General features: G+C 67.1%; 23 protein-coding genes. 12 read left to right on the plus strand and 11 right to left on the minus strand.

All coding sequences use genetic code 11. The annotated features are described in order from the left end of the window. The first annotated feature begins 8 nt into the window (after window positions 1-8). From VMV82_00985 to VMV82_01005, 5 genes are all read left to right on the plus strand, one after another. Complete coding sequence (locus VMV82_00985; GenBank protein ID HUY40131.1) at window positions 9-329, plus strand: hypothetical protein; 321 nt, start codon at window positions 9-11, stop codon at window positions 327-329. 80 nt (window positions 330-409) lie between these two features. Further along, on the plus strand, window positions 410-2,458 hold the full coding sequence (locus tag VMV82_00990) for a hydantoinase/oxoprolinase family protein (protein ID HUY40132.1): 2,049 nt from the start codon (window positions 410-412) through the stop codon (window positions 2,456-2,458). Next, entirely contained in the window at window positions 2,455-4,065 is a 1,611-nt protein-coding gene (locus VMV82_00995) for a hydantoinase B/oxoprolinase family protein (GenBank protein HUY40133.1), read from the plus strand. The genes VMV82_00990 and VMV82_00995 overlap by 4 nt, the downstream gene beginning before the upstream one ends. A gap of 16 nt (window positions 4,066-4,081) precedes the next feature. Further along, window positions 4,082-5,494: an FAD binding domain-containing protein gene (locus VMV82_01000; GenBank protein HUY40134.1), complete on the plus strand. Its 1,413-nt coding sequence runs from the start codon at window positions 4,082-4,084 to the stop codon at window positions 5,492-5,494. Next, entirely contained in the window at window positions 5,491-7,653 is a 2,163-nt protein-coding gene (locus VMV82_01005) for a xanthine dehydrogenase family protein molybdopterin-binding subunit (GenBank protein ID HUY40135.1), read from the plus strand. Before VMV82_01000 ends, VMV82_01005 begins: the two co-directional genes overlap by 4 nt. Here the strand turns inward: VMV82_01005 and VMV82_01010 are convergent. Continuing rightward, window positions 7,640-9,010: an 8-oxoguanine deaminase gene (locus VMV82_01010; GenBank protein ID HUY40136.1), complete on the minus strand. Its 1,371-nt coding sequence runs from the start codon at window positions 9,008-9,010 to the stop codon at window positions 7,640-7,642. The genes VMV82_01005 and VMV82_01010 overlap by 14 nt on opposite strands. Window positions 9,011-9,036: 26 nt before the next feature. Between VMV82_01010 and uraD the strand changes: the two genes are divergently transcribed. Genes uraD through uraH form a run of 3 tightly spaced genes read left to right on the plus strand, consistent with a single transcriptional unit; the run spans window position 9,037 to window position 11,076 of the window. Next, window positions 9,037-9,546 carry a 2-oxo-4-hydroxy-4-carboxy-5-ureidoimidazoline decarboxylase gene (uraD, locus tag VMV82_01015; protein HUY40137.1) on the plus strand — a complete coding sequence of 170 codons (510 nt, stop codon included), beginning with the start codon at window positions 9,037-9,039 and terminating at the stop codon, window positions 9,544-9,546. Continuing rightward, window positions 9,543-10,742, plus strand: coding sequence for a urate hydroxylase PuuD (locus VMV82_01020; protein HUY40138.1), 1,200 nt, complete (start codon window positions 9,543-9,545; stop codon window positions 10,740-10,742). The genes uraD and VMV82_01020 overlap by 4 nt, the downstream gene beginning before the upstream one ends. A gap of 1 nt (window position 10,743) precedes the next feature. Further along, window positions 10,744-11,076, plus strand: coding sequence for a hydroxyisourate hydrolase (gene uraH / locus VMV82_01025; GenBank protein HUY40139.1), 333 nt, complete (start codon window positions 10,744-10,746; stop codon window positions 11,074-11,076). Between the two features lie 14 nt (window positions 11,077-11,090). Here uraH and VMV82_01030 read toward each other — a convergent pair whose 3' ends face one another. The 3 genes from VMV82_01030 to puuE are packed head-to-tail and all read right to left on the minus strand — an operon-like array spanning window position 11,091 to window position 13,608. Beyond that, entirely contained in the window at window positions 11,091-11,468 is a 378-nt protein-coding gene (locus VMV82_01030; GenBank protein ID HUY40140.1) for a gamma-glutamylcyclotransferase, read from the minus strand. Between the two features lie 14 nt (window positions 11,469-11,482). Next, window positions 11,483-12,703, minus strand: a complete 1,221-nt coding sequence (locus tag VMV82_01035) for a M20 family metallo-hydrolase (protein ID HUY40141.1) — start codon at window positions 12,701-12,703, stop codon at window positions 11,483-11,485. Beyond that, window positions 12,700-13,608 carry an allantoinase PuuE gene (gene puuE / locus VMV82_01040; protein ID HUY40142.1) on the minus strand — a complete coding sequence of 303 codons (909 nt, stop codon included), beginning with the start codon at window positions 13,606-13,608 and terminating at the stop codon, window positions 12,700-12,702. Before puuE ends, VMV82_01035 begins: the two co-directional genes overlap by 4 nt. Window positions 13,609-13,688: 80 nt before the next feature. Here puuE and VMV82_01045 point away from each other — a divergent pair, with 80 nt between their 5' ends. Next, window positions 13,689-13,943, plus strand: a complete 255-nt coding sequence (locus VMV82_01045; protein HUY40143.1) for a DUF6582 domain-containing protein — start codon at window positions 13,689-13,691, stop codon at window positions 13,941-13,943. 6 nt (window positions 13,944-13,949) lie between these two features. Here the strand turns inward: VMV82_01045 and VMV82_01050 are convergent, their stop codons facing one another. Genes VMV82_01050 through VMV82_01075 form a run of 6 tightly spaced genes read right to left on the minus strand, consistent with a single transcriptional unit; the run spans window position 13,950 to window position 19,110 of the window. Further along, window positions 13,950-14,855 (minus strand): pseudouridine-5'-phosphate glycosidase, encoded by a 906-nt coding sequence (locus tag VMV82_01050; GenBank protein HUY40144.1) that lies wholly within the window; start codon window positions 14,853-14,855, stop codon window positions 13,950-13,952. After that, window positions 14,852-15,697 (minus strand): PfkB family carbohydrate kinase, encoded by an 846-nt coding sequence (locus VMV82_01055; GenBank protein ID HUY40145.1) that lies wholly within the window; start codon window positions 15,695-15,697, stop codon window positions 14,852-14,854. The genes VMV82_01050 and VMV82_01055 overlap by 4 nt, the downstream gene beginning before the upstream one ends. 4 nt (window positions 15,698-15,701) lie before the next feature. Then, entirely contained in the window at window positions 15,702-16,940 is a 1,239-nt protein-coding gene (locus tag VMV82_01060) for an FAD-dependent oxidoreductase (GenBank protein ID HUY40146.1), read from the minus strand. Continuing rightward, entirely contained in the window at window positions 16,927-17,808 is an 882-nt protein-coding gene (locus VMV82_01065) for a dihydrodipicolinate synthase family protein (protein ID HUY40147.1), read from the minus strand. The genes VMV82_01060 and VMV82_01065 overlap by 14 nt, the downstream gene beginning before the upstream one ends. Before the next feature lie 9 nt (window positions 17,809-17,817). Beyond that, window positions 17,818-18,819 (minus strand): proline racemase family protein, encoded by a 1,002-nt coding sequence (locus tag VMV82_01070; protein HUY40148.1) that lies wholly within the window; start codon window positions 18,817-18,819, stop codon window positions 17,818-17,820. 3 nt (window positions 18,820-18,822) lie between these two features. Next, complete coding sequence (locus VMV82_01075; GenBank protein HUY40149.1) at window positions 18,823-19,110, minus strand: hypothetical protein; 288 nt, start codon at window positions 19,108-19,110, stop codon at window positions 18,823-18,825. A 232-nt stretch (window positions 19,111-19,342) separates the two neighbouring features. Here VMV82_01075 and VMV82_01080 point away from each other — a divergent pair, with 232 nt between their 5' ends. After that, a complete protein-coding gene (locus tag VMV82_01080; GenBank protein ID HUY40150.1) occupies window positions 19,343-20,362 on the plus strand; it encodes a hypothetical protein in 1,020 nt (339 codons plus the stop codon). 125 nt (window positions 20,363-20,487) lie between these two features. On the opposite strand, the gene VMV82_01085 is transcribed toward VMV82_01080, so the two are convergent. After that, window positions 20,488-21,402: a DMT family transporter gene (locus tag VMV82_01085; GenBank protein HUY40151.1), complete on the minus strand. Its 915-nt coding sequence runs from the start codon at window positions 21,400-21,402 to the stop codon at window positions 20,488-20,490. 71 nt (window positions 21,403-21,473) lie between these two features. Between VMV82_01085 and VMV82_01090 the strand changes: the two genes are divergently transcribed. Both VMV82_01090 and VMV82_01095 read left to right on the plus strand, forming a co-directional pair. After that, entirely contained in the window at window positions 21,474-22,589 is a 1,116-nt protein-coding gene (locus tag VMV82_01090; GenBank protein HUY40152.1) for an exo-alpha-sialidase, read from the plus strand. Beyond that, a complete protein-coding gene (locus VMV82_01095) occupies window positions 22,586-22,882 on the plus strand; it encodes a MoaD/ThiS family protein (protein ID HUY40153.1) in 297 nt (98 codons plus the stop codon). The genes VMV82_01090 and VMV82_01095 overlap by 4 nt, the downstream gene beginning before the upstream one ends. The last annotated feature ends 51 nt before the right edge of the window (window positions 22,883-22,933 follow it).

Below are 22,933 nucleotides of genomic sequence, written 5' to 3' on the forward strand. Positions count from 1 at the left end.
CCTAGGAAATGAAGAGCCTTCTCACAGCGCTTACGGCCGCAGCGCTCTTCCTTGCGACCGCGCCGATGATCGCGCTTGCCGCTCATCCGCTGACGATCTACAACAACGCGGATCAGGCCATCGAGTACATCTACATCTCGCCGGTCGACAGCAACCAGTGGGGCGACGATTGGCTCGGATCCGATCAAGTTCTCGAGCCGAGCAACCACATCACGTTCACGGTGGAAAGCGGCTGCGCGCAAGACATCAAAGTCGTTTTCATGGACCATCATACGGTCGAAAAGCGAAACTTCGACACCTGCAACTACGATCTCAGGGTAAACTACTAGGAGCCTTAACCGGTAGGAACCGGACTCCGCTTGCCGTCGGCGGGCGGAGTCCACCCGCTCGCGCGTGAACCCTAGGCTTCTTGCGCATAGGAGTTGACGTCGGCGGAACGTTCACCGACGTCGTGCTCGTCGATGACGAGCACGACGTATTCTCTGCGCTGAAAGTGCCGACGACGCCGCGGGAGCCCGAGCGGGCGGTCCGCGAGGCGTTGGAGCGAACCGCGATCGGCGCGACGGTGACCTGGATCGCGCACGCAACCACGATCGCGACGAACGCGCTGCTCGGCCAAATCGGCCTTGAACTGCCACGCGTCGCGCTGATCGCAACCGAGGGTTTTCGCGATCTCGTCGAGATCGGCCGGCAGAATCGCTCCCGCGTGTACGATCTCTTCGTCGAGCGGCCGAAGCCGCTCGTCGCTCGCGAGGACCGGTTCACCGTTCGCGAGCGCATCGACGCGTACGGCGAGGTCGTCGAGCCGCTCGACGAGCCGTCACTGGAGCGAGCCGTCACGGCGATTGCCGCGCGCGGGATACGCAGCGTCGCCATCTGCCTGCTCAACGCGTACGCCAATCCCGCCCACGAGCGGCGCGTGCAGCGACGGTTGCGGGAGATCGCGGATCTGCCGTTCGTCCTCTGCTCGAGCGACGTCGATCCGCAGTATCGAGAGTACGAGCGCCTCTCGACGACCGTCGTGAGCGCGGCGCTGGCGCCGATCGTCAGTACGTATCTCAGCGCGCTCGCCCGCGACATTCGTGCGCTCGGCATCACCGCGCCGCTGTACGTCATGCGCAGCGACGGCGGTCTCTGCGAGGATCGTGTCGCCGCGCTGCGTCCCGCGTCCCTCATCGAGAGCGGTCCAGCGAGCGGCGTCATCGCCGCGGCGCAGGTCGCGCGCTCGCTCGAAATCGCTCGCGCGCTCTCGTTCGACATGGGCGGTACGACGGCCAAAGCGGGAAGCATCCTCGACGGGCGGCCGGAGATCGCAACGGAGTACGAAGCAGCGGGCGCGACCCACAGCGGGCGCGCGGTCAAAGGCAGCGGATATCCCGTTCGGTACCCGTTCGTCGATCTCTCGGAGGTGAGCGCGGGAGGCGGTACGATCGCATGGATCGACGACGCGGGCTCGCTGTGCGTGGGTCCGCGCTCCGCGGGAGCCGATCCGGGACCGGCGTGTTACGGACACTCCGATCGGGCAACCGTTACCGACGCCAACGTCGTGCTCGGACGTCTGCATCAGACCCATCTGCTGGGCGGAGCCTTTCCGATCGATGGACGGCGCTCGCGGCAGGCGATTGCCGCGCTCGCCGAGCCGCTCGGGCTCGGGGTCGAAGAAGCGGCAGCCGGCATCGTGACGATCGTCGACGCGCAGATGGCAAAGGTTCTGCGCATCGTGACGGTCGAGCGCGGCCTCGATCCGAGGGAGTTCACGATGATTGCGTTCGGCGGCAACGGGCCACTTCACGCGTGCGCGCTCGCCGACGAGCTGGGCGTCGCTCGCGTGCTCGTGCCGCGCCATCCCGGGCTCTTCTCGGCGCAGGGCCTACTGGCGGCGGATCTCTCTGAGACCCATCTCCAGCCCGTGCTCCGATCCACCGCCGAGGTCGAGCATGCGGAGCTGGAGCGGATCTTCGCCGACCTCGAACGCTGCGGACGGGATGCGTTGCGCGCGCAAGGCGCTCGCGACGAAAGGATGCGCGTTCGCCGTACGTACGACGCGCGATATCGCGGGCAGAGCTTCGAGCTGCACGTCGAGCACGACCGCTCGACGACGGCGATCGCGCAGCGGTTTCACACGCTGCACCGCGCTCGCTACGGCTACGCCGTCGAAGCGGAGTGCGTCGAACTGGTGAACGCCCGCGCGACGGTCTACGCCGAGCGCGTCGCGCCGCGCGCGCGCACCACGCCCGGCGCGCCGGCACCGCGCGTCGCGGGCAGGCGGCGCACGTGGCTGCGCGGTGGGTTCGCGGAGGTTGCGGTCCACGAGCGCTCTGGGTTGAATGCCGGGGCGGCGTTCGACGGACCCGCGATCGTGGAACAGTACGACTGCACGACATTCGTCGCGCCGGGATGGCATGCGCAGGTCATGGCTGACGGGTTGCTCTCCCTGGGGCGAGCGCAAGCGCGATGAGCGATCCGATCGTACGCGAGGTCATCAAGAACGCGCTGCTCTACGCGAGCGAAGAGATGGGCGTCGCCGTACGCAACAGCGCATACTCGCCGAACATCAAGGAGCGGCTGGACCACTCGTGCGCGCTCTTCGACCCCGATGCGAACCTCATCGCGCAGGCGGAGCACATCCCCGTCCACCTCGGGTCGCTGCCGTGGGGATTGCGCCGGATCGTGCGCGTGGTGAGCGAGCGCGGCGCGGCCATGCGCCCTGGAGAGATGTGGGTCGCGAACGATCCGTACGTCACGGGGACGCACCTGAACGACGTGACGGTCGTACGGCCGGTCTTTCGCGGCGCATCGCTCGTCGGGTTCGCAGCGAGCAAGGCGCACCACACCGACGTCGGTGGTGCGGCACCAGGCTCGATGTCGCCGGAGGCTGGAGATCTGTTCGCAGAGGGGCTCGTCGTCCCGCCGATGCGATTGGTCGAGGCAGACGAGCCGATCGCCGAGGCGATCGCGCTCTTTCGCAGCAACTCGCGCACTCCCGAGGCGCGCAGCGGCGACCTGCTCGCGCAGATCGCGGGCAGCTACACGGGCGAACGGCGCATGCTCGAGCTCTTCGAGCGTTACGGCGACGAGGTCGTGCTCGACGCGTTTGCGCGAAGCCTTACCGACTCCGAGCGGCGAATGCGTTCGGCTCTGCGCGAGCTGGGCGACGGCGTCTTCGAAGCCTCGGACGTTTTGGAAGATCTCGACGGGAGGCCGACCCTACGCATCGCGTTGCGTTTGGAGCTGCGCGACGGTGAAGCGCGGTTCGATTACGCGGGTACGTGCCCGCAGGTCGGCTTTCCGTTGAACGCGGTGTTCGGGGTGACGCTCTCGGGCGTGCACTATGCGCTGCGCGCCGTCACGGACGCGAGTATTATGATGAACGAGGGATGCTTTCGTCCGGTGCGCGTGCGCGTGCCGGAAGGCACGCTGCTCAACCCGCGCCGCCCCGCACCCGTCGCTGGCGGCAACGTGGAGACGAGCACGCGCAATGCCGAGGTCGTGCTGCAAGCACTCGCGCAGGCCGCACCCGAGCGCGTCCCCGCATGCAGTGGCGGAACGATGAGCAACGTCCTGCTCGGCGGCGCGCGCAGCGACGGGCGAAGCTGGGCGTTCTACGAGACGAACGGCTGCGGCATGGGAGCGCGTCCGACGAGCGACGGTCTCTCCGGCGTGCAGTGCCATATGACCAATACGCTCAACACGCCGATCGAAGCGATCGAGCGCGAGTTTCCGCTGCGCGTCACGCGCTACGAGCTGGCGTACGGAACGGGCGGCGCGGGGCGCCGGCGGGGTGGCGACGGTTTGATCCGGTCGATCGAGCTTCTCGACGGTTCGGCACGGGCGTCGCTGCTTGCGGATCGTCATACGGTCGCGCCCCCGGGGGCGCACGGCGGCGCGCCCGGATCGTGCGGCGAGCATGCGATCGTACGCGCGGGAAAGACGACTCGGCTTCCAGCGAAGACCAGCGTGTCGCTCGAGCCCGGCGATACGATCGTCGTGCAAACGCCCGGCGGCGGCGGATACGGCGCGATGGAAGAAGAGGCCTGCGCGCAGGTCGCCTCGCCGGAAAGCTAAAAGGTTCGTTCTCACCGTGTGGTCGTCAGTTCATCGGCCTAAAAGCCTCGCCTCGGCATTGCGCGCATGGCATGACGCTGCAGATGGGACGCGTCTCGTCGCGGGCGGCACCGATCTCGTCGTCGAGCAGCAGCGCGGCGTACACCCCGCGCGCGAGCTGATCGATCTCACGTCGCTCGAATCGGAGCTGAAGTACGTGCGCCGCGATGGCGATACGATCGTTCTCGGTGCTCTCGCCACGCACAACGACGTTCTTGCGTCGGCCGACCTGCGGCGCCATGCGGTGCCGCTCGTTCAGGCGTGCGCCGAGGTCGGCGCGCCGCAGATCCGAACGCGGGCGACCATTGCCGGGAATCTCGTCACCGCATCGCCGGCGAACGACACGATCGCCCCGCTCCTCGCGCTCGACGCACGGCTCGTCGTGGCAAGCATGGATGGCGAGCGCACGATCCCGCTCGCCGATTTCTATCCCGGCTTCCGGCAAACGGCGCTTCGTCCGGGCGAGATCGTGCGCGAGATACGCTTTCGCGCGCTTGACGCGACGCGCAGAGGCACGTTCCTGAAACTCGGTCTGCGCCGGGCCCAGGCCATCTCCGTGATCGACGTTGCGGTCGTCCTGCTCTTCGACGGTGCGCGCGTCGCCGACGCACGCATCGTTCTCGGCTGTGTCGCGCCGACGGTCGTGCGCGCGGCGGATGCGGAATCCGCGTTACGCGGAGCGACGCTCGACGCAGAGAGCATCGCGCGCGTCTGTGAACGGGCTGCGCGCGAGATCGCGCCGATCGACGACGTGCGTTCGTCGGCGGCATACCGGCATGACGCGGTCGCTGCGCTCGTTGCGCAGGCGCTCGAATCCCTGGCAGCCGGGCGCGAGGCGGAGAACGTTTCGGACGTACCGGTCCTGCTCGAGACGGGCGCAGCTGCACGTTCGCCGAGCGGGATCGACGGCGGTAGCGTCGTCGCCCGCGTCAACGGCGAGCGTCGCGAGCTTCCTACCGCGATGCGAACGACGTTGCTCGACGCGTTGCGCGACGTGGGCTGCACCGGCGTGAAGGAGGGGTGCGCGGAAGGCGAGTGCGGCGCGTGCACGGTCTGGCTCGACGGTCGAGCGGTGATGGCGTGTCTCGTGCCCGCCGCGCAGGCGCACGGCGCAGAGATCGTGACCATCGAGGGGCTCGCCGAAGGCGATGAGTTGCACGCGCTGCAGGAGGCGTACGTCGCGCGTGGTGCGGTGCAGTGCGGCTTCTGCATCCCGGGGATGCTGATGGCCGGAGCGAAGCTGCTCGACGAGCGGCAGGAGCCGACGCGCGACGAATGCAGGGTGGCGATCAGCGGCAATCTGTGCCGGTGCACCGGCTATCGAAAGATCCTCGATGCGATGGAAGAGGCAGCGCACGCGCGGGCGCGACCGCACGAGGTTCCCGCGTGAGCAAGATCGGCGCCTCCGCACCGCGGCCCGACGCGCTCGACAAGGTCACGGGCGCGGCGCAGTATCCGGCCGATCTCTTCGCACCGGGGATGCTGCACGCGAAAGCGATCTTCGCGCACCGTGCGAGCGCGCGCATCGTCGGGATCGACTCCGCCGCGGCGCAGCGCGTGGCGGGCGTGCGTGCAATTCTAACCGCAAAAGACGTTCCGTACAACCGCTTCGGCTTGATCGAAGCCGATCAGCCGCTGCTGTGCGAGGATCGGGTGCGCTTTGCCGGCGATCGCGTTGCGCTCGTCGTGGCGGATACGCCGGAGATCGCTGCCGCGGCGGCCGGCGCGGTGACGATCGAGTACGAGGATCTCCCCGTGGTCGCCGACGCGCTCGAGGCGATGCGACCGGGCGCACCGCGGGTGCACGAAGATCGTTCAAACGTTCTCCTGCATCAGAAGGTTCGCAAAGGCGATGTCGATGCGGCATTTCGCAGCGCGGACGTCGTGCTCGACGCGGAGTTTTCGACCGGCTGGCAAGAGCACGCGTACCTCCAACCGGACGCCGGCATCGCGTACTGGGACGCTGACGGTCGCCTCGTCTTGGAGACGGCGGGACAGTGGTTACATGAGGACCGCCGGCAGATCGCCGCGATGCTGCGCATGCCGGAGGAGCGGGTGGTCGTGCGGTACGCAAAGATCGGTGGTGCGTTCGGCGGTCGAGAGGATCTCTCGCTGCCGCCGCTCGTCGCACTTGCGGCGTGGCTGCTCGAGACGCCCGTCGCCATGCGCTGGAGCCGGGAAGAGTCCATCATCGGTCACCACAAGCGTCATCCGTTCCGCGTCACGAGCACGTGGGCTGCTATGCGCGACGGCACGATCGTCGCCGCGCGTACGCGCCTGGTTGCGGACGGCGGCGCGTACGCGTCGACCTCCGCCGAGGTGCTGAAGTGCGCGACGATCTTCGCCGTGGGTCCGTACGCGATCGCTAACGTGGCAACCGACGGCATCGTGTGCTACACGAACAACGTGCCGAGCGGGGCGTTCCGTGGATTCGGCTCCCCGCAGGCGCATTTTGCTGCGGAATCGATGGTTACGCGCCTCGCGCACGCGCTCGGACTCGATCCCGACGACGTTCGGAGGAAGAATCTGTACCGCGAGGGAGACGTCGAGTCGACGGGACGGCCGCTGCCATCAGGCGTCAGCGTACGTGAGGTCTTCGCACGCTGCGTGGAGGAGTCGCACGCGCTCTTGCCCGTGCCGCTGCGCAACGGCAGCCTCTCGCCCTTGCGCCGCGGCATTGGGGTCGCCTGCGGCATCAAGAACGTCGGATACTCGTTCGGATTTCCCGAACAGGCCACCGCGACCGTCGAGCTCGACGTCGCGTCGGTGGCAATTCGGGGCGCGCGCGTGCGTATCGGAACGGCCGACGTCGGCCAGGGCGCGCATCTCGTGTTGCGCCAGATCGCTGCGGAAGCGCTCGACCTCGATCTCGAGCGCGTGCAGATGATCACCGACGCCTCGGACGAAGCGCCCAACGCAGGGTCGGCATCCGCGTCGCGGATGACGTTCATGGGCGGGCGCGCGGTAAAGGACGCTTGCGACGAAGCGCGGCGCCGCTGGTTATCCGGCGAAACGCCGGAGGCGACCGTGCAGTACCGCGCTCCGCGAACGACGGCGCTCGATCTCGAGACCGGCGACGGTACCCCCAACTACTGCTACGGTTACGTCGCGCAGGCGGTCGAGGTTGAGGTCGACGTTCGTACCGGCCTCGTGCGGGTCGTTCGCGCGATCAGCGTCCACGACGTCGGGCGCGCGATCAACAAGCAGCAGGTCGAAGGACAGATAGAAGGCTGCATCGCGCAAGCCGTCGGCTTCGCCCTCACCGAGAACTTCATCTGTAAAGACGGCAAGATCCTCACGCCGTACTTTTCGACGTACCTTTTGCCGACGGCGCTCGACATGCCCGAAATCCATCCGGTCATCGTCGAGAACCCGGATCCGAACGGACCGTACGGCGCACGCGGAATGGCCGAGATGGCGCTCGTTCCGTTCGCAGCGGCAGTCGCGATTGCGGTACACGACGCGACCGGTGCGTGGGTGAGCGATCTGCCGATGACCCCGGAACGCGTGCTTCGCGCAATCCAGGCGCAACGCGTCACGGTGGGATGAGGCGGCGCGCGACGGCGTTGTGCTTCGCGACGAGCGCCGCCACGTCGATGCCGACGAGCGCACCGTCGCGAACCTTGATTCTTCCCGCGACGACGGTGAGTTCGGCACCTGGGATGCGGCAGAAGAGGAGCGCTGCGAGCGGGTCGTGGACGGCGCCGCCTGCGGTCTCGAGCCCGTCGACGCGGATACCGGTGAAGTCGGCAGCCATGTTCGGTGCGAGCGCACCGATGTCGTCGCGCCCGAGCACCGCGGCGCCTCCGCGCGTGGCGAGCCGAAGTGCTTCGCGGGCCGTCAGCATCGGGCCTCGATCGGGAATCGTCCCGCGTGCTGCGCGTTGTAAGAGCAACGCGTGGCGTGCCTCGTCGAGCATGTGGCTGCCGTCATTCGACGCGGAGCCGTCGACGCCGAGGCCGACGCGCATACCGGCTTCCATTTGATGACGCAGCGGAGCGATTCCGGACCCGAGGCGCATGTTCGACGTGGCGCAGTGCGCGACGCCGGTACGGCTCGCTCCGAGCCGCTCGATCTCTTCGCGCCGCAGATGCACCGCGTGCGCAAACCACACGTCTTCGCCGCTCCATCCGAGCGATTCGGCGAACTCTGCAGGGCGCTTGCCGAAGGTCTCCAGGCAGTACCGCTCCTCGTCGAGCGTTTCGCACAGATGCGTGTGTAACGTGAGCCCGTGCCTGCGCGCAAGGACGGCGCTCTCCCGCATGAGCCCGGGCGAGACCGAGAACGGAGAGCAGGGCGCGACGACGACGCGCGTCATGGAAAAGCGCGCGGCGTCGTGGAACGCGCCCGCGGCCCGTTCGCAGTCGGCGAGAATGTCGTCTTCGGGCTCGACGAGGTCGTCCGGCGGCAAGCCGCCGCGGGAACGGCCGATCGACATCGAACCCCGCGATGCGTGAAGGCGAAAGCCCATCGATCGCGCGATCTCGATTTCGTCGTCGATGCGCGCGCCGTTGGGCCACAGGTAACAGTGATCGGCAGCGGTCGTGCAACCGGAGAGCAGCAGCTCGGCGATGGCGACCGCCGTGCTCGTGCGAATCGCATCGGCGTCGAGTCGCGCCCAGATCGGATAGAGCGCTCGCAGCCAGGCGAAGAGCTCCTCGTTCTGCGCCGCCGGAACGTTGCGCGTCAGAGTTTGATAGAAGTGGTGATGCGTGCAGACGAGCCCGGGAAGAACGACCAGACCGTGCGCGTCGATCACCTCGTCGGCGCCGTCGGGAAGCGACGCGCTCGAGCCGACGCGCTCGATGACGCCGTCGCGGGCGAAGAGCCCGCCGTCTTCGAAGACGCGGTCCCGGTCGTCGAAAGTCGCAAGAAGCGTGGCGTGGCGGAGAAGGAGCGTGGCCATCGTAGAGAAGACTCTCCTATAGCACTATGGCAGTCACGATCGCGCAGCTCAATGCTGCCGACCGCGCCGCTTTCGTCGCGGCGGTCGGATTCACTTTCGAAGGCTCTCCATGGATCGCGCAAGAGGCGTGGAGCCGCCGTCCGTTCGCAAACGCAGAAGCGCTGCTCGCCGCAATGCTCGCGGCCGTCGCCGCGGCCCCCGAGGAACGGCGCGTCGAACTCATTTGCGCGCATCCGGATCTCGGCGGGCACATGTCGCGGCGCGGGCGATTGACGGTGCAATCGGTGCAGGAGCAGGCCGCCGCGGGTCTCGCCGCGTCGACGCCGGCGGAGATGGCGCGATTCGACGAGTTGAACGGCGCATATCGCGAGCGCTTCGGCTTTCCGTTCGTCATCTGCGCGCGCGAACACACGAAGGGCGCGATCTTCGCGGCGCTGGAGCGCCGTCTCGGTAACGACCGCGCGACCGAGATCGCGTCTGCGCTGGAGGAGATCGGCAAGATCGCCCGTTTGCGCCTTTTGGATGCCGTCGCATGAGTGCGTACGCGCTGGAGTGGCTCGACCTCATCGCTCGGTGGATCCATTTTACGGCCGGTATCGCATGGATCGGAACGTCGTTCTACTTCGTCTGGCTCGACGACAACCTGACCCGTCCGCGGCACGCGCAGGACGAGCAGGCCGGGGTTCTCGGCGAGCTGTGGTCCGTGCACGGCGGCGGCTTCTATCACAATCGCAAGTACTTGACGGGACCGAAGGGCGAGCCGCTGCCGGAGACGCTCCACTGGTTCAAATGGGAGGCGTATACGACGTGGTTCTCGGGAATCGCGCTCATGGCCGTCGTCTATTGGGTCGGCGCTTCCACGTTTCTCATCGATCCCAGCGTCATGTCGCTGACGCGCCCGGAGGCCATCGCGATCAGCATCGCGTCGCTCGTGCTCGGATGGGTGGTGTACGACGGCCTCTGCAGGCTGCTCCAGCGGCAGCCCCTCCTCCTCGGCGTCGCCGTATTCGTCTTCTTAGCAGCGCTCGCGTGGGCGCTGCTGCACCTCTTCAACCCGCAAGCCGCCTATCTCCACATCGGTGCGATCATGGGAACGATCATGGTCGCGAACGTCGCGCACGTCATCATTCCCGGTCAGCGCGCGATGTTGGCGCAGATTCGGGCGGGCAAGGCGGTCGATCCCCTGCCGGGAATACGCGGGAAGACCCGCTCGGTGCACAATACGTATCTCACGCTGCCGGTGCTCTTCACGATGATCAGCGGGCACTATCCGATGACATACCAAAGCCGGTTCGGGTGGCTCGTGCTCCTCGCGCTCGGCCTCGCCGGCGTGCTCGTGCGGTATTTCTTCATTCTCAGCCACGAGAAATACGGCCGCCGTCTCGTGTGGGGGCTTCCGATCGCAGCCGTAGTGCTGATCGCCGTCGCGGCACTGGCGATCGCGCCGCATGGCTCCGCGATGGCTGGACCGGTCAGCTTCGCGCAGATCGCGCCGATCGTGCGGGAGCGATGCGCGGTCTGCCACTCGGCACACCCGACGCAGCCGGGATTTGCGAGCGCTCCGAACGGCGTCCTGCTCGACACGCCCGAAGAGGTTCGCTCGAATGCCCAGCGCATAGAGGCGCAGGCGGTGGAGACGCACGCGATGCCTCTGGGTAACGTTACGGGCATGACACAGCGCGAGCGCGACGAAATCGGCGCTTGGATCGCACGCGGAGCGGAGGTTCCCTGAAATGCCGTTATCGACGCACGTCCTCGACATCGCGCGCGGCGTGCCCGCCACCGAGCTGAAGGTTTCGCTCTACCGAATCGCATCCGGCTCGGCGGCGTTCGTCGCGGCCTCTGTGACCGATGCCGACGGCCGCATCGCAGCACCCTTCGGCGGCGAGCTCGATGCGGGCATCTACGAGCTGCTCTTTGCCGCCGGAGCGTATTTCACGCACCACGGCATCTCCAGTTTTCTCACCGACGTCCCGGTGCGCTTCAGAATCGGCGAGGTCTCGGAGCGCTGTCACGTGCCGCTGCTCCTGTCGCCGTTCGGTTACAGCACGTACCGGGGAACCTAGGCTCCTAAGGTGTGCTATTCGGGCTGCGCTTTGTATGTGGCCCAGCTCCCGAGGTGCGAAATGTCGGGTTCGTCGTCGCGCTCGATGAGATCGCGCGGATAGAGCATTGCCGAGGCAAACGAACCGTCGTCGAGTTCGATCTGCGCCTCGTACATGTCGGGGGGCTCTCCCGCGAGCAGGTCGTTATATTGATCGTCGCTCAGTTCGTAGAGTTCGCCGAGGATCGAGACACCGCCGTCGCGGACCTGATAGATGCCGGGGTGCCAGCCGTTCTTGACGGAGTGAAGCCGGTACTTCGGCGCCGTTCTCGCTTCGCCCACGAAGCGCGCCGAGCCGAGGTTCTTGTGATCCGGCTGGCCGCGCAGCGCGGAGCCGCAGATGAAGAATCGCAACCGTCAGCCTTTCATCAGATGACGAGCCTATCGACTTCGACGATCGAGGCCGCGAGAGCCGCAACGCCGACTTCGAGGTCGTGCGGCGAGGTTTCTTCTTCGGCTACGTGACTCCGTCCGCCAACCGACGGTACGAAGAGCATGGCAGTCGGCGCGATGAGGGCAAGACACATCGCGTCGTGACCCGCGCCGCTCGGAACGTCGATGGCGCGCTCTCCCATCGGTGCGACCGCTCGCGCGATGGCAGCCCGCAGCTTCGGATCCATCGGCGTCGGAGCGCGCGCTTCGAGGCGTTCGATTGCAGCGGCGACGCGGCGCTGTGCGTTCACCTTGCCCGCGCTCTCGCGCAGTGCGGTTTCGACCGCGTCGATGCGCGCGTCGTCCGGAGAGCGAATGTCGACGGAGAACGTGACGCGTCCCGGAATGACGTTGGTCGCGTTCGGGTCGAGCGTCAGGCTTCCGACCGTTGCGACGCTCTCGCCGGCGACGAGCGCCGCCCGCTCGATTGCAAGGATCATCTCGGCTGCGGCGCAGAGCGCATCTCCGCGGCGCGACATGGGCACCGTCCCCGCGTGGCCGCTCGTCCCTTCGACGACGACGCGATACCGTCGCTGCCCCGCGATGGCCGTAACAATGCCGAGCGAAACGCCTTCGCGCTCGAGCACGGGACCCTGCTCGACGTGCAGCTCTACGTACGCCGCAACGCGCGTTTCGCTGCGCTTCGGAACGCCGTCGAGCAGTCCGCCGTCGGAGGCCGCAAGCGCCTGTGCTAGCGTCGTGCCGGCAGCGTCTGCGAGCGTGAGTGCGCGCGCGACATCGTACGCCCCCGTGAAGACGGAGCTGCCAAGACAACCCAGGGGAAACCGGCTGCCCTCCTCGCCGGCCCACGCAACGGCTTCGACCGGATGCTCCGTCGCCGCGTTGCGCTCGTCGAGCGCCTCGAGCGCGCAAAGCGCGGCGACCACGCCGTACGCGCCGTCGTACGCGCCGCCGGTCGGCACCGTGTCGAGATGCGATCCGACGAGAATCGGCCGAGCTCCGTCGCGCACGCCGTCTCTGCGCGCGAAGAGATTGCCGACGCTGTCTTGCGTGAGCGCGTAGCCGCGCGCCCGGGCCCAAGCGGCGAACGCCTCGCGAGCGCGGCGCTCCTGCGGCGTGGCGAGAGCGCGATCGATTCCCGTCTCGTGGCGTCCGAGTTGCGCCAGCTCGGCGAGTCGCTCGACGACCGCGCTCACCGCGCAGGATGCTCCGCGATCCAGTGCCGGGCGATTTCGACGCGGCGACACGTCCAGACGCGCTCGTGTGACAGGACGTGATCGAGAAAACGCTCGAGCGCCGCGGCGCGGCCGGGACGGCCGGCGAGACGGCAGTGCAAGCCGATCGACATCATCTTCGGCTGGGTTGCGCCTTCGCGATAGAGGACGTCGAACGTATCGCGGAGGTACTCGAAGTATCCCGACGGCGACGTAAACCCGGGGGCTACGGAGAACTTCATGTCGTTGGCGTCCAGGGTGTAGGGAATCACGAGATGATCCTTGTCGCGCACGCGCACCCAATACGGAAGATCGTCGTTGTAGGCATCGGAGTCGTAGAGGAATCCGCCCTCTTCGACGATGAGGCGGCGCGTATTGAGGCTCGGCGCGTAACGGCAATACCACCCGTACGGGCGTTCGCCGATCGTGCGCGTCAGCGACTCGACGGCGAGCCGCATCTCCTCGCGTTCTCGTTCCTCGCTCATCCCGGAGAAGTCGACCCACCGCCGGCCGTGCGAGCAGACTTCATGCCCTGCCTCGCGAATCGCTCGTGCCGCTTCGGGATTGCGCTCGAGCGCGAGCGCCGCACCGAAGATGGTCACGCTCAGCCGGCGCTCGGCGAAGATTCTCATCAAGCGCCAGAATCCGGCGCGGCTGCCGTATTCATAAATGGACTCGACGATGAGGTCGCGCTTGCCCGGGCCGAGCGTTGCCCCCGGCACCTCGGTGAGATAGGTCTCCGCGTGCTCGTCACCGTCGGGTATCGAATACTCGGAACCTTCCTCGTAGTTCAGGACGATTTGCACCGCGATGCGCGCATCGCCGGGCCAGTGCGGGTGAGGCGGGCGCGAACCATAGCCGACGAGATCGCGCGGATACGACTCCATCCCGCGAAGATAAAGGCTCGCGGCGAGAGTTTCCTGCCCCGGCAACGCGGCGGAAACATCCGCGAGCTATGCTGTGCTCTATGGAGATAACGTGGAGGCCGCTGCGCGCGCACGAGCCGCGCGCGAAGATGCCCGCAAGCGCGTTCGCGTTTCCAAAGGAGCGTAAAGAGCCCCTCGTCGACGCCGCGCACGTACGCAGCGCGATCGCACGGTTCTCACAGGTCGCGGGCGCAAGCGATCGCGAGCGCGCGCTGGCATTCGAGAACATTCGCGCCGCGGCGCAGTACTACGGCGTGAGCCTGCATGCCGGGAGCTGGCACGACCTGGTCGGGTAAGGGTCGCTAGGACGCCAGAGCGATCGCGATCTCGGCTGCCAGTGCAGCGTTCGATAGCACGAGCGCGACGTTCGCGTCGAGACTCTTGTGCGCAGTCGACGTCAGCAAACGGTCGAGGAGCCACGGCGAGAGCTCTTTTCCACCGATCCGTGCGGCTGCTGCGGCGGCGACGGCATCCGCGATGTACCGTTCCATTTCGGCTGCGGGGATCTCATGCTCCGCAGCGATCGGGTTTGCGACGACGATGCCCGAGCGCAATCCCAGTGCCGTCTGCGCGCGCACGAGGGCGGCGACCGCTGCCGGCGTGTCGAGCCGCTGCGCGAGGCGCAGCCCGCTCGAGCGACTCCAAAATGCGGGGAACTCGCTCGTGCGGTAGCCGACGACCGGCACGCCGCGGGTCTCGAGCGCCTCCAACGTCTTGGGAAGATCGAGGATTGCCTTCGCGCCCGCGCAGACGACGGCGACCGGCGAGCTCGCGATCGCGTCGAGATCGCCCGAGACGTCCATCGTTTGTGCGACGCCGCGATGGACGCCGCCGATGCCGCCGGTCGCGAAGACCGCGATTCCAGCGAGCGCGGCGCAATGCACGGTGGCCGCGACCGTCGTCGCCGCGTCGGCGTTCGTCGCCAGCGCATATGCGAGATCCGAACGGCCGGCCTTGAGCATCGGCGCCTGCGCTATGTGCGCGAGTTGCGCATCGTCGAGCCCGACGTGGATCCGGCCGCCGAGAACGGCGATCGTTGCAGGAACGGCTCCGGCGCCGCGCACGGCGCGCTCGATGTCGCGTGCGGTCTCGAGATTGCGAGGAAACGGCATACCGTGCGAGAGGATCGTCGTCTCGAGCGCGACGATCGGCGTCCTCGTTGCTCGAGCGCGCTCGACTTCTTGCGAGTAGTGCAGGATGCGGGTCATCGCGGAACCGCCGCGGGCGATTCCACCGTGCGTGCTGCCAAACGCAGACCGGCGCGAGCGGCGTGGTCGAGAGTGCGGCCCTGGAGCAGCCCGTAGAGCGTGCCGGCGATCAGAGCGTCCCCGGCGCCCGTGACGTCCACCGCGCGCGCGGAGGGCGCGCAGAGCTCGGTGCGCTCGCTACCGGCGACGATCGAGATGCCCTGCGCGCCGCGTGAGATTACGGTATTCCGTGCGTTGCATCGTCCGAGCACCGCGGCTTCGTCCCGGTTCGCGAAGAGCAAGTCGACCGCCGATAGGTCTTCGGGTAAAGAGCGCACTTTTGCGACGCTCGTGCCGTCAACGGCGAGACGCCAGCGAGCGGCGCTCCGGCGATCCACGCAGGCTGCGAGGATCGCTCTCGGGAGATTGCAATCGAGAAACACCCATTGCGCATCGGCGGCCGCTGCGAGCCAGCGATCGAGATCCTCGATCGAGAGCGATTCCAGGACGTGCGCGTCGCACGCTCCGGTAAAAAGCTCGCCGTCTGGACCGATGATGGCTGCGTACTCCGCCGTCACGGCGCGCGGCAGAGTGCGAACGCCTGACACGTCGCAGCCGGCGTCGGCGAGCTGCTGCAGCATCGCGCGTCCGCCCTCGTCGTCACCGACCACGGAGAAGAGCGAGACGTCGGCGCCCAGGCGCGCAAGGTTTTCGGCGACGTTGCGAGCGACGCCACCGAATCCGCTGCGGACCCGCGCTGGATTCGACGTTCCCACCAGCGCGGGCTGCTCGGTGAAGAAGATGCGATCGAGCGCAGCCGCGCCGATGCAGACGATGGGTCCCGGCCGGGCGCGCGTACGCATGCCGCTAGAACCGTCCGATGCGAAAGGCCGTGAGATCGACCGGCGGCGCCTCGTGCTCGAGCAGATCCGCAACGCAGCGCGCGGTAATTGCAGATTGCATCAAGCCCCGGCGCTCGTGACCGAACGCTACGACGATACCGGGGTGTCGAGGCAGCTCGCCGATCGCGGGAAGCGAATCCGGTAGCGAAGGCCGATTCCCCATCCAGCGCGTCGCTGGATCCCGTCGCAGCTGTGGAAGATACTTGCGCGCGATCTCGTAGAGGAGGTCCGAACGATAGAAGTTCGGCGGCGCGTCGAGTCCTGCGAACTCGACCGTTCCGGCGAGTCGCAGCCCGTCTTCCATCGGCGTCGCGCAGAAATGATCCTCCTCGAAGAGCAGCGTCCGCGTCGGCGCAACGCCGGGCTGCGCGAGCATGAGGTGATAGCCCCGCGCGCTTTCGAGGGGAACCGAATACCCGAGTCCGCGTAACAACCGGCCGGACCACGCGCCCGCGGCGATGACGACGCGAGGGGCGCGAACGTCATCGGCTCCCGCGCGCACGATCCAGCCGTTCCCGAACGGCTCGACTGCATCGGCTCGTGCGTGCAGCACGACGCCTCCATTGGCGCGGAAATGCTGCGCTAAGGCGGCGCCGTAGGCGCCTGGATTCGTACAGCGGTGCGAGTCAGGAAAGACGACGGCACCGGCGACGTCGCGGGAGACGATCGGCTCGGCGGCGAGGAGTGCGTCACGATCGATCGCTTCCGCGCGAAACCCTTCGGAGGCGAGAACCGGGATGAGCTTCGCCGTCATTTCGAGCGTTTTCGCGCTCGCGCATACGTGAAAGACGCTCTCGCGAACGAGATAGCGCGATGCTCCCGCGCGCGCGGCGAGGTCGTCGTGCGCATGCGCTGCAAGCCGGTTGAGCGGCGCGAGCGCGGCGATCGCGCGTCGTACCGCCTCCGGCCGGGCCGCCAAGAGAAAACGCAGGCCCCAACCCGCGAGGTGCGGCAGGTACGTGGGTGCGACGACGAGTGGACCGCGCTTGTCGAAGAGCATGCGCGCAAGACCCGCCGCCACCGCGGGCGACGGAATGGGAAAGATGTCGTCGTAGGCGAGGTATCCTGCGCTGCCCGCGGCAGTGCCGGCTCCCATTTCGTCGCGCTCGACGACGGTGACCGCACGGCCTCGCCGCTGGAGTTCGATTGCGGTGCACGTACCGACGATGCCGCCGCCGACGACGACGACGTCAGCGTTGGGCAATGGAAAGAAAGGCTTCGAGCGCCGCGGCGATCGTCCGGCGGTCCGCGTCTTCTAAAGGAAGACGCGGCGGTCGCGGTGCTCCGGCGGGATTGCCGATGAGATCGAACGCGTATTTGATCGCCTGGACGAACGTCGGCTTGGAGTCGTAGCGAAAGAGTGGAAGGAGGCGCCGGTAGAGATTCGCGGCTCTCTCGATCTCGCCGGCGCGTACGAGATCGTAGAGCTCGACGCTCTCGCTCGCGAGCACGTTGCTCAAGCCGGCTATCCAGCCGGTCGCGCCCGCAAGCATGCCTTCGAGAGCGAGATCGTCGCAGCCGACGATGACCTCGAGACGCGTGCGATCGAGGATTTCGGGAATGCGGCGAACGTCGCCCGAGTACTCCTTGACGGCTACGAGATTCTCGATGGGCGCGAGTTCCGCGAGGAGTTCCGGCGTCAGATCGACCGTCGTATCGAAGGGGTTGTTGTACGCAACGATCGGAAGGCCGACCGCGGCGAGCGCCTCGTACCACGCACGAATTTCGCTCCGGCTGGGGCGGTACGCGCTTGGCGGCAACGCCATGATGCCGGCGGCACCGCACCGCCGGGCATGCTCGGCCCAGCGCACGGCGTTGCGCGTCGAGGACGCGCCGGTTCCGACGACGACCGGCACGCGATCCCGGCAAACGTCTGCCACCGTTTCGACGACGAGCGTGCGCTCTGCATCGGCAAGCGCAGCGTACTCCCCGCACGAGCCCGCGGAGACGATGCCGTGAACGCCGCGATCGAGAAGCCACCGGACGTGCGTGCGAAGTCTCGCCTCGTCGACGCGATCGTCGTGCGTAAACGGCGTGATAACGGCAACGTAGACTCCGGCGAAGCGCGGCACTCGGGGCTCTTACGCCATCGGTATGGAAAATCCGTGTGGAAACGGGTCTTCGGGATCGAGGACGTAGCGTGCGTCGCCGGTTATCCAGGCGCTGCCTTGAACGACCGGCACGACCGCCCTCACGCTCTGCGTGAGCGCCACCTCGTCGACGAGATGTCCGAGGAATGACGTTCCGAGAAGGCTCTCGTGCGCGAACGCTTCTTGCAGACGCTGCTCTCCGCGAAAGTATCGCTGTGCCATTCGAGCGCTCGTACCTGTGCCGCAGGGGGAGCGGTCGAGCGTACCTGGATACAAGACGACGGCGCCTTTGGCGTCGGCATCGCCGGCGGGCGGCGCGGTGAAGAGCACGTGACGCAGCTCCGCGATACGTCGCTCGACCGGATGCTCGAAGCGATGCTGCTCGCGAACGGCGCGCATGATACGCATTCCACGCTCGATCACCTCGGGAGCTTCGTGTAACGCGAGCGTCAGTCCGACGCTGCGCGCGGGAAGGATCGCGTAGAAGTTCCCGCCGTACGCGAGATCGAAGGCGAGCGCGCCGAAGCCTTCGACGTCGACGACCGCGTCGCGCAGAGCGAGGAATGATGGAACGTTCGTCAGCGTGACGCTCGTCGCTCGGCCGCCTTCGACGGCGACGCTCGCGCGGACGAGCCCCGCCGGCGTGTCGAGTACGATCGTCGTTTGCGGCTCGCGCACGTCGACGAGGCCGCGCTCCACGAGCACCGTGCAGACGCCGATGGTCCCGTGGCCGCACATCGGAAGGAAGCCCGTCACCTCGATGAAGAGCACGCCGATGTCGGCGCGCCGGTCGCACGGCGGCATGAGGATCGCTCCCGACATGGAGCCGTGACCGCGAGGCTCGCACATCAAATAGCGGCGAAGGCCATCGAGATGTTCGCGCGCGTACTCGCGGCGTTCGAACATCGACTCCCCGGGAATCAAGTCGACCCCGCCAACGACTACGCGGGTCGGCATTCCTTGCGTGTGCGACTCGACCGTTTCGATCGTCACGCCCTATCCGGCGAGACTACGGTAGCAGTCCTCCCACAGCGAGATCGCCTGCCCGATTCGCTCCTCTTCGGGATAGCGCTCTTGCAAGTGGCGCAGCGTCTGCCCGTGCAGTTGGAAGACGCCCATGATTCCCGGCAACGCCTTGACGTCCGCTGCCAGAATCGGGTGAACCGGCGTGATTCCCGCAAGGCCCTCTTTGAGCGCGTTTAGGTTCTTGATCTGGCGGTACTTGACGCGGCTGTCGTCGCGCGCGCGCAGAAATGCGATTTCGTCGTCCGGTTTCATCATCACGAAGTTACCCAAATGCCTTGCACCGAGAGATAACGAAGTCGCGGGCTCTTCTGAGCCCAGCGCCTTCACGAAGAGAGACGTACGGGGCGCCCGGTTGCACTCCTGCGGGAACGACTCCCATGCGGGTGACGGGCAAAACGCCGGCCCGCAGTGAACCTTTGGGGCCTCGCACGCGTTGACCGGAATAGATCATCTCCTTCATGGCCCCCAGGGCCGCAGAAAGGCAACCCCGATGGAAAGAGATCGCGTACCGGCCTACGTGACCAAGGCGCTCAGCGTCGCCTTTGTCGCCGGTTTGTTACTGACGGCCGTACCGGCTGCAGCGCAGCAGCATGGCGGAGGCCGCGGAGGCGGTCACTCGTATTCGGGCGGCGGCGGCGGCGGTAATCGCGGCGGCGGCGGCGGCGGTAATCGCGGCGGCGGCGGCGGCGGCGGTGGTGGCTATCGCGGCGGCGGCGGTAATCGCGGCGGCGGCGGCGGCTATCGCGGCAATCCGGGCGGCGGCTATCACCCGAATCCAGGTGGCGGCAATCCGGGCGGCGGCTATCACCCCAATCCAGGTGGCGGCTATCGCGGCAATCCGGGCGGCGGCTATCACCCCAATCCAGGTGGCGGCTATCGCGGCAATCCGGGCGGCGGCTATCACCCGAATCCAGGTGGCGGCTACCAGGGCAATCCGGGAGGCGGCTATCGCGGCAATCCGGGCGGCGGCTATCACCCGAATCCAGGTGGCGGCTACCAAGGCAATCCGGGAGGCGGCTATCGCGGCAATCCCGGCAGCTACAACCACGGCGGATACACGGGCGGCAATCCCGGCAGCTACAACCACGGCGGATACACGGGCGGTAGTCGCGGCAATCCCGGCAGCTACAACCACGGTGGATACACGGGCGGTTATCGCGGCAATCCCGGCAACTACAACCACGGTGGATACACGGGCGGCAATCGCGGCGGCAATCGCGTCGGGTACTTCGGACACCGCACCGTCAACAACTACTACGTGCGTAACCCCGGCGCGTACGGCGGGCGCTGGGAAGACAACGACGGCGGGCGTTGGTACGACGGCTATTGGCACAACTACTGGGGCAGCGCGTCGTGGCTCTGGTGGGGCGGCCGCTTCGGCTTCTGGTTCCCGTTCAACGGCATCAACGTCTTCGTGTACGAAGTCTCACCGGACATCTGCCAGTACTGGGATGGCTACGAGTGGGTGCCGTACTACGATCCGCAGACCGGCTACTACTGCCCATACTAACGCATCCCTACGAATCGAATCGGCCGAGAGGCTCGCGAACGCGAGCCTCTCTTCTTTGTCGCTTCGGAGCAAGTGACGGTCAGCAGTGTTAGCTGCGCGCCGGCTTCGGGAATCGAGACGGAAAATCAGCGCTCGATGCCTACCGTCCGCGACGCCCACCATTGCGTCATCGAGAAGCGCGCGAGGACGGTGGCGACTACCATGCCGGCGATGCAGACGAGGCTTCCCGCGATCTCGTACGGCGTGATGGCGGCGTGGAGGAGCGGAATCGAGAAGAGTCCGGCGAGGATCGGCACGACGTAGGAGAAGAGCGAGACGCGCGCCGGTCCGATCCGTCCGATCGCCCACGTCCAGACCGGGTAGGTGAGGAGAATGGGAAAGAAGACGGCGTAGGCGAAGATCGCCCAAACGTGCCAGGGCATGCGGGCGAAGTTCGCGTGCGCGATCGACCAGATGCCGCCAGGTATCACCATGACGGCGCCGATGCACATCGTAAGCGCGACGAGTGAGAGCGGCGAGTATCGGGCAAGCAGCCTGGCCGAGAGCACGTTATAGCCCGCGAAGATCGCAGCAGCCAGGAGCGTGAGTGCGTCGCCGAGCCGCACCGTGGCTTGCCCGGCGAACGCACCCTCGAAGATCGCGATGCCGAGGAGCGCGATGCCGGCGCCTATCCAACGAATGCCGCTTACTCGCTCGTATCGCAGCAGCGCGAGCAGCAGGAGCGTGAAGATCGGGGCGAGGCTGCCGAGAAGGGCCGAAGCAAAGGCGGTCGTGTGTGCGAGACCGAGCATCCAGAAGTATTGGTAGACGCCGTATCCGCACGCGCCGCATGCGATCAACAGAGGAAGGTCGCGCCGCTGGAATGCGATCCGTTCGCCGGCGAGTCGAACCATCGCGAGCGCGAGGGGCGGCATCACGATGAAGCGCATCGCCATGAACGCGAGAGGATCGACGTAGGCGAAGACGAGCTTCACTAATACGGTATTGAGCGCCCACGCGAAGACCACGTACAGGAGACCGAGGGTTACGCGCAGGCGCATCGGCCAGGAGTTCGCAAGACGCCTGCGTATCCCGGCCAGGCTCGCGGCGCAAGCGCCGCGAAGGGCGCGCGATGAGCAGCGTTCGGGTCCTCGTGGGAACGCGCAAAGGCGCGTTCGTTCTCTCTTCCGACGGCAAGCGCGAGCGATGGAGCGTCGCTGGTCCGCACTTTGCGGGGTGGGAGATCTACCACGTGAAAGGCTCACCCGTGGACCAGAGCCGCATCTACGCGTCGCAGACGAGCGCGTGGTTCGGGCAAGTGATGCAGCGCTCCAGCGACGGCGGCGTGTCGTGGGAGGCGGTCGGGAGCGCCTTTGCGTACGACGGCGATGCGGGCACGCACCAGTGGTACGACGGCACGCAACGTCCGTGGACGTTCACGCGGATTTGGCATGTGGAGCCCTCGCTCGACGATCCCGATACGCTCTATGCCGGCGCCGAGGACGCGGCGCTCTTCCGGTCCGCCGACGGCGGCGACACCTGGCACGAGCTTTCCGGCTTGCGCACGCACGAATCGGGGCCGTCGTGGCAGCCGGGCGCGGGCGGAATGTGCCTGCACACGATTCTCTTGGATCCGCGGGATCGCGGACGGATCTTCGTTGCGATTTCGGCGGCGGGAGCGTTTCGCTCCGACGACGCAGGCGTGACGTGGCAACCGATCAATCGTGGGCTGCGCTCCGCGCAGATTCCCGACGAGGACGCTGAGGTCGGCCACTGCGTCCACCGCATCGCGATGCATCCGAGCCGGCCCGAGACGCTCTTCATGCAGAAGCACTGGGACGTCATGCGCAGCGATGACGCCGGTGCCTCATGGCACGAGATCAGCGGAAACCTCCCGACGGACTTCGGCTTCCCCATCGACGTTCATGCACACGATCCGGAGACGATCTACGTCGTTCCGATCACGAGCGACTCGCAACACTTTCCCCCGGATGGCAGACTGCGCGTCTATCGCAGCCGCAGCGGCGGGAACGAATGGGAGCCCCTGACGCAGGGGCTGCCGCAACGCGATTGCTACGTCAACGTCCTGCGCGATGCGATGGCCGTGGACGCACTCGACTCGTGCGGCATTTACTTCGGCACGACCGGCGGCCAGGTGTACGTCTCGCCCGACGAAGGCGATAGCTGGAACTGCATCGTGCGCGATCTTCCCGCCGTCCTCTCAGTCGAGGTGCAGACCCTGCCGTGATCCGGGTCGTGCTCCCCGCACATCTACGCACGCTCGCGCACGTCGACGGCGAGGTGCTGCTCGCCGTCGGAGAACCGGCGACGCAACGGGCGGTGCTCGATGCGCTCGAGGCACGCTATCCGGTACTCGAAGGGACGATCCGCGATCGAGAGACGAAACGTCGGCGCGCGTACGTGCGGTTCTTCGCGTGCGCGAACGACCTTTCGCACGAGCCGGCGGACGCTCCGCTCCCGGAGGCGGTCGCGCGTGGCGCCGAGCCGTTTCTGGTCGTCGGCGCCATGGCGGGCGGCTAGCCGGGCGCTTTTACGTTTCACGAGTTCTTCTCGGAGAAGAGTAGCCGGAGC

Source organism: Candidatus Dormiibacterota bacterium (assembly GCA_035532035.1).
Taxonomy (GTDB): domain Bacteria; phylum Vulcanimicrobiota; class Vulcanimicrobiia; order Vulcanimicrobiales; family Vulcanimicrobiaceae; genus Tyrphobacter.

What these genes read in the sequence shown, in the direction of transcription:
- VMV82_01045 (HUY40143.1), top strand. Translation starts at nt 13,689, where the DNA reads ATGGAGATAACGTGGAGGCCGCTGCGCGCGCACGAGCCGCGCGCGAAG.
- VMV82_00995 (HUY40133.1), top strand. Translation starts at nt 2,455, where the DNA reads ATGAGCGATCCGATCGTACGCGAGGTCATCAAGAACGCGCTGCTCTAC.
- puuE (HUY40142.1), bottom strand. Translation starts at nt 13,608, where the DNA reads ATGGAGTCGTATCCGCGCGATCTCGTCGGCTATGGTTCGCGCCCGCCT.
- VMV82_01090 (HUY40152.1), top strand. Translation starts at nt 21,474, where the DNA reads ATGAGCAGCGTTCGGGTCCTCGTGGGAACGCGCAAAGGCGCGTTCGTT.
- VMV82_01085 (HUY40151.1), bottom strand. Translation starts at nt 21,402, where the DNA reads ATGCGCCTGCGCGTAACCCTCGGTCTCCTGTACGTGGTCTTCGCGTGG.
- VMV82_01010 (HUY40136.1), bottom strand. Translation starts at nt 9,010, where the DNA reads ATGGCCACGCTCCTTCTCCGCCACGCCACGCTTCTTGCGACTTTCGAC.
- VMV82_01080 (HUY40150.1), top strand. Translation starts at nt 19,343, where the DNA reads ATGGAAAGAGATCGCGTACCGGCCTACGTGACCAAGGCGCTCAGCGTC.
- uraD (HUY40137.1), top strand. Translation starts at nt 9,037, where the DNA reads ATGGCAGTCACGATCGCGCAGCTCAATGCTGCCGACCGCGCCGCTTTC.
- VMV82_01055 (HUY40145.1), bottom strand. Translation starts at nt 15,697, where the DNA reads ATGCGTACGCGCGCCCGGCCGGGACCCATCGTCTGCATCGGCGCGGCT.
- uraH (HUY40139.1), top strand. Translation starts at nt 10,744, where the DNA reads ATGCCGTTATCGACGCACGTCCTCGACATCGCGCGCGGCGTGCCCGCC.
- VMV82_01050 (HUY40144.1), bottom strand. Translation starts at nt 14,855, where the DNA reads ATGACCCGCATCCTGCACTACTCGCAAGAAGTCGAGCGCGCTCGAGCA.
- VMV82_00985 (HUY40131.1), top strand. Translation starts at nt 9, where the DNA reads ATGAAGAGCCTTCTCACAGCGCTTACGGCCGCAGCGCTCTTCCTTGCG.
- VMV82_01020 (HUY40138.1), top strand. Translation starts at nt 9,543, where the DNA reads ATGAGTGCGTACGCGCTGGAGTGGCTCGACCTCATCGCTCGGTGGATC.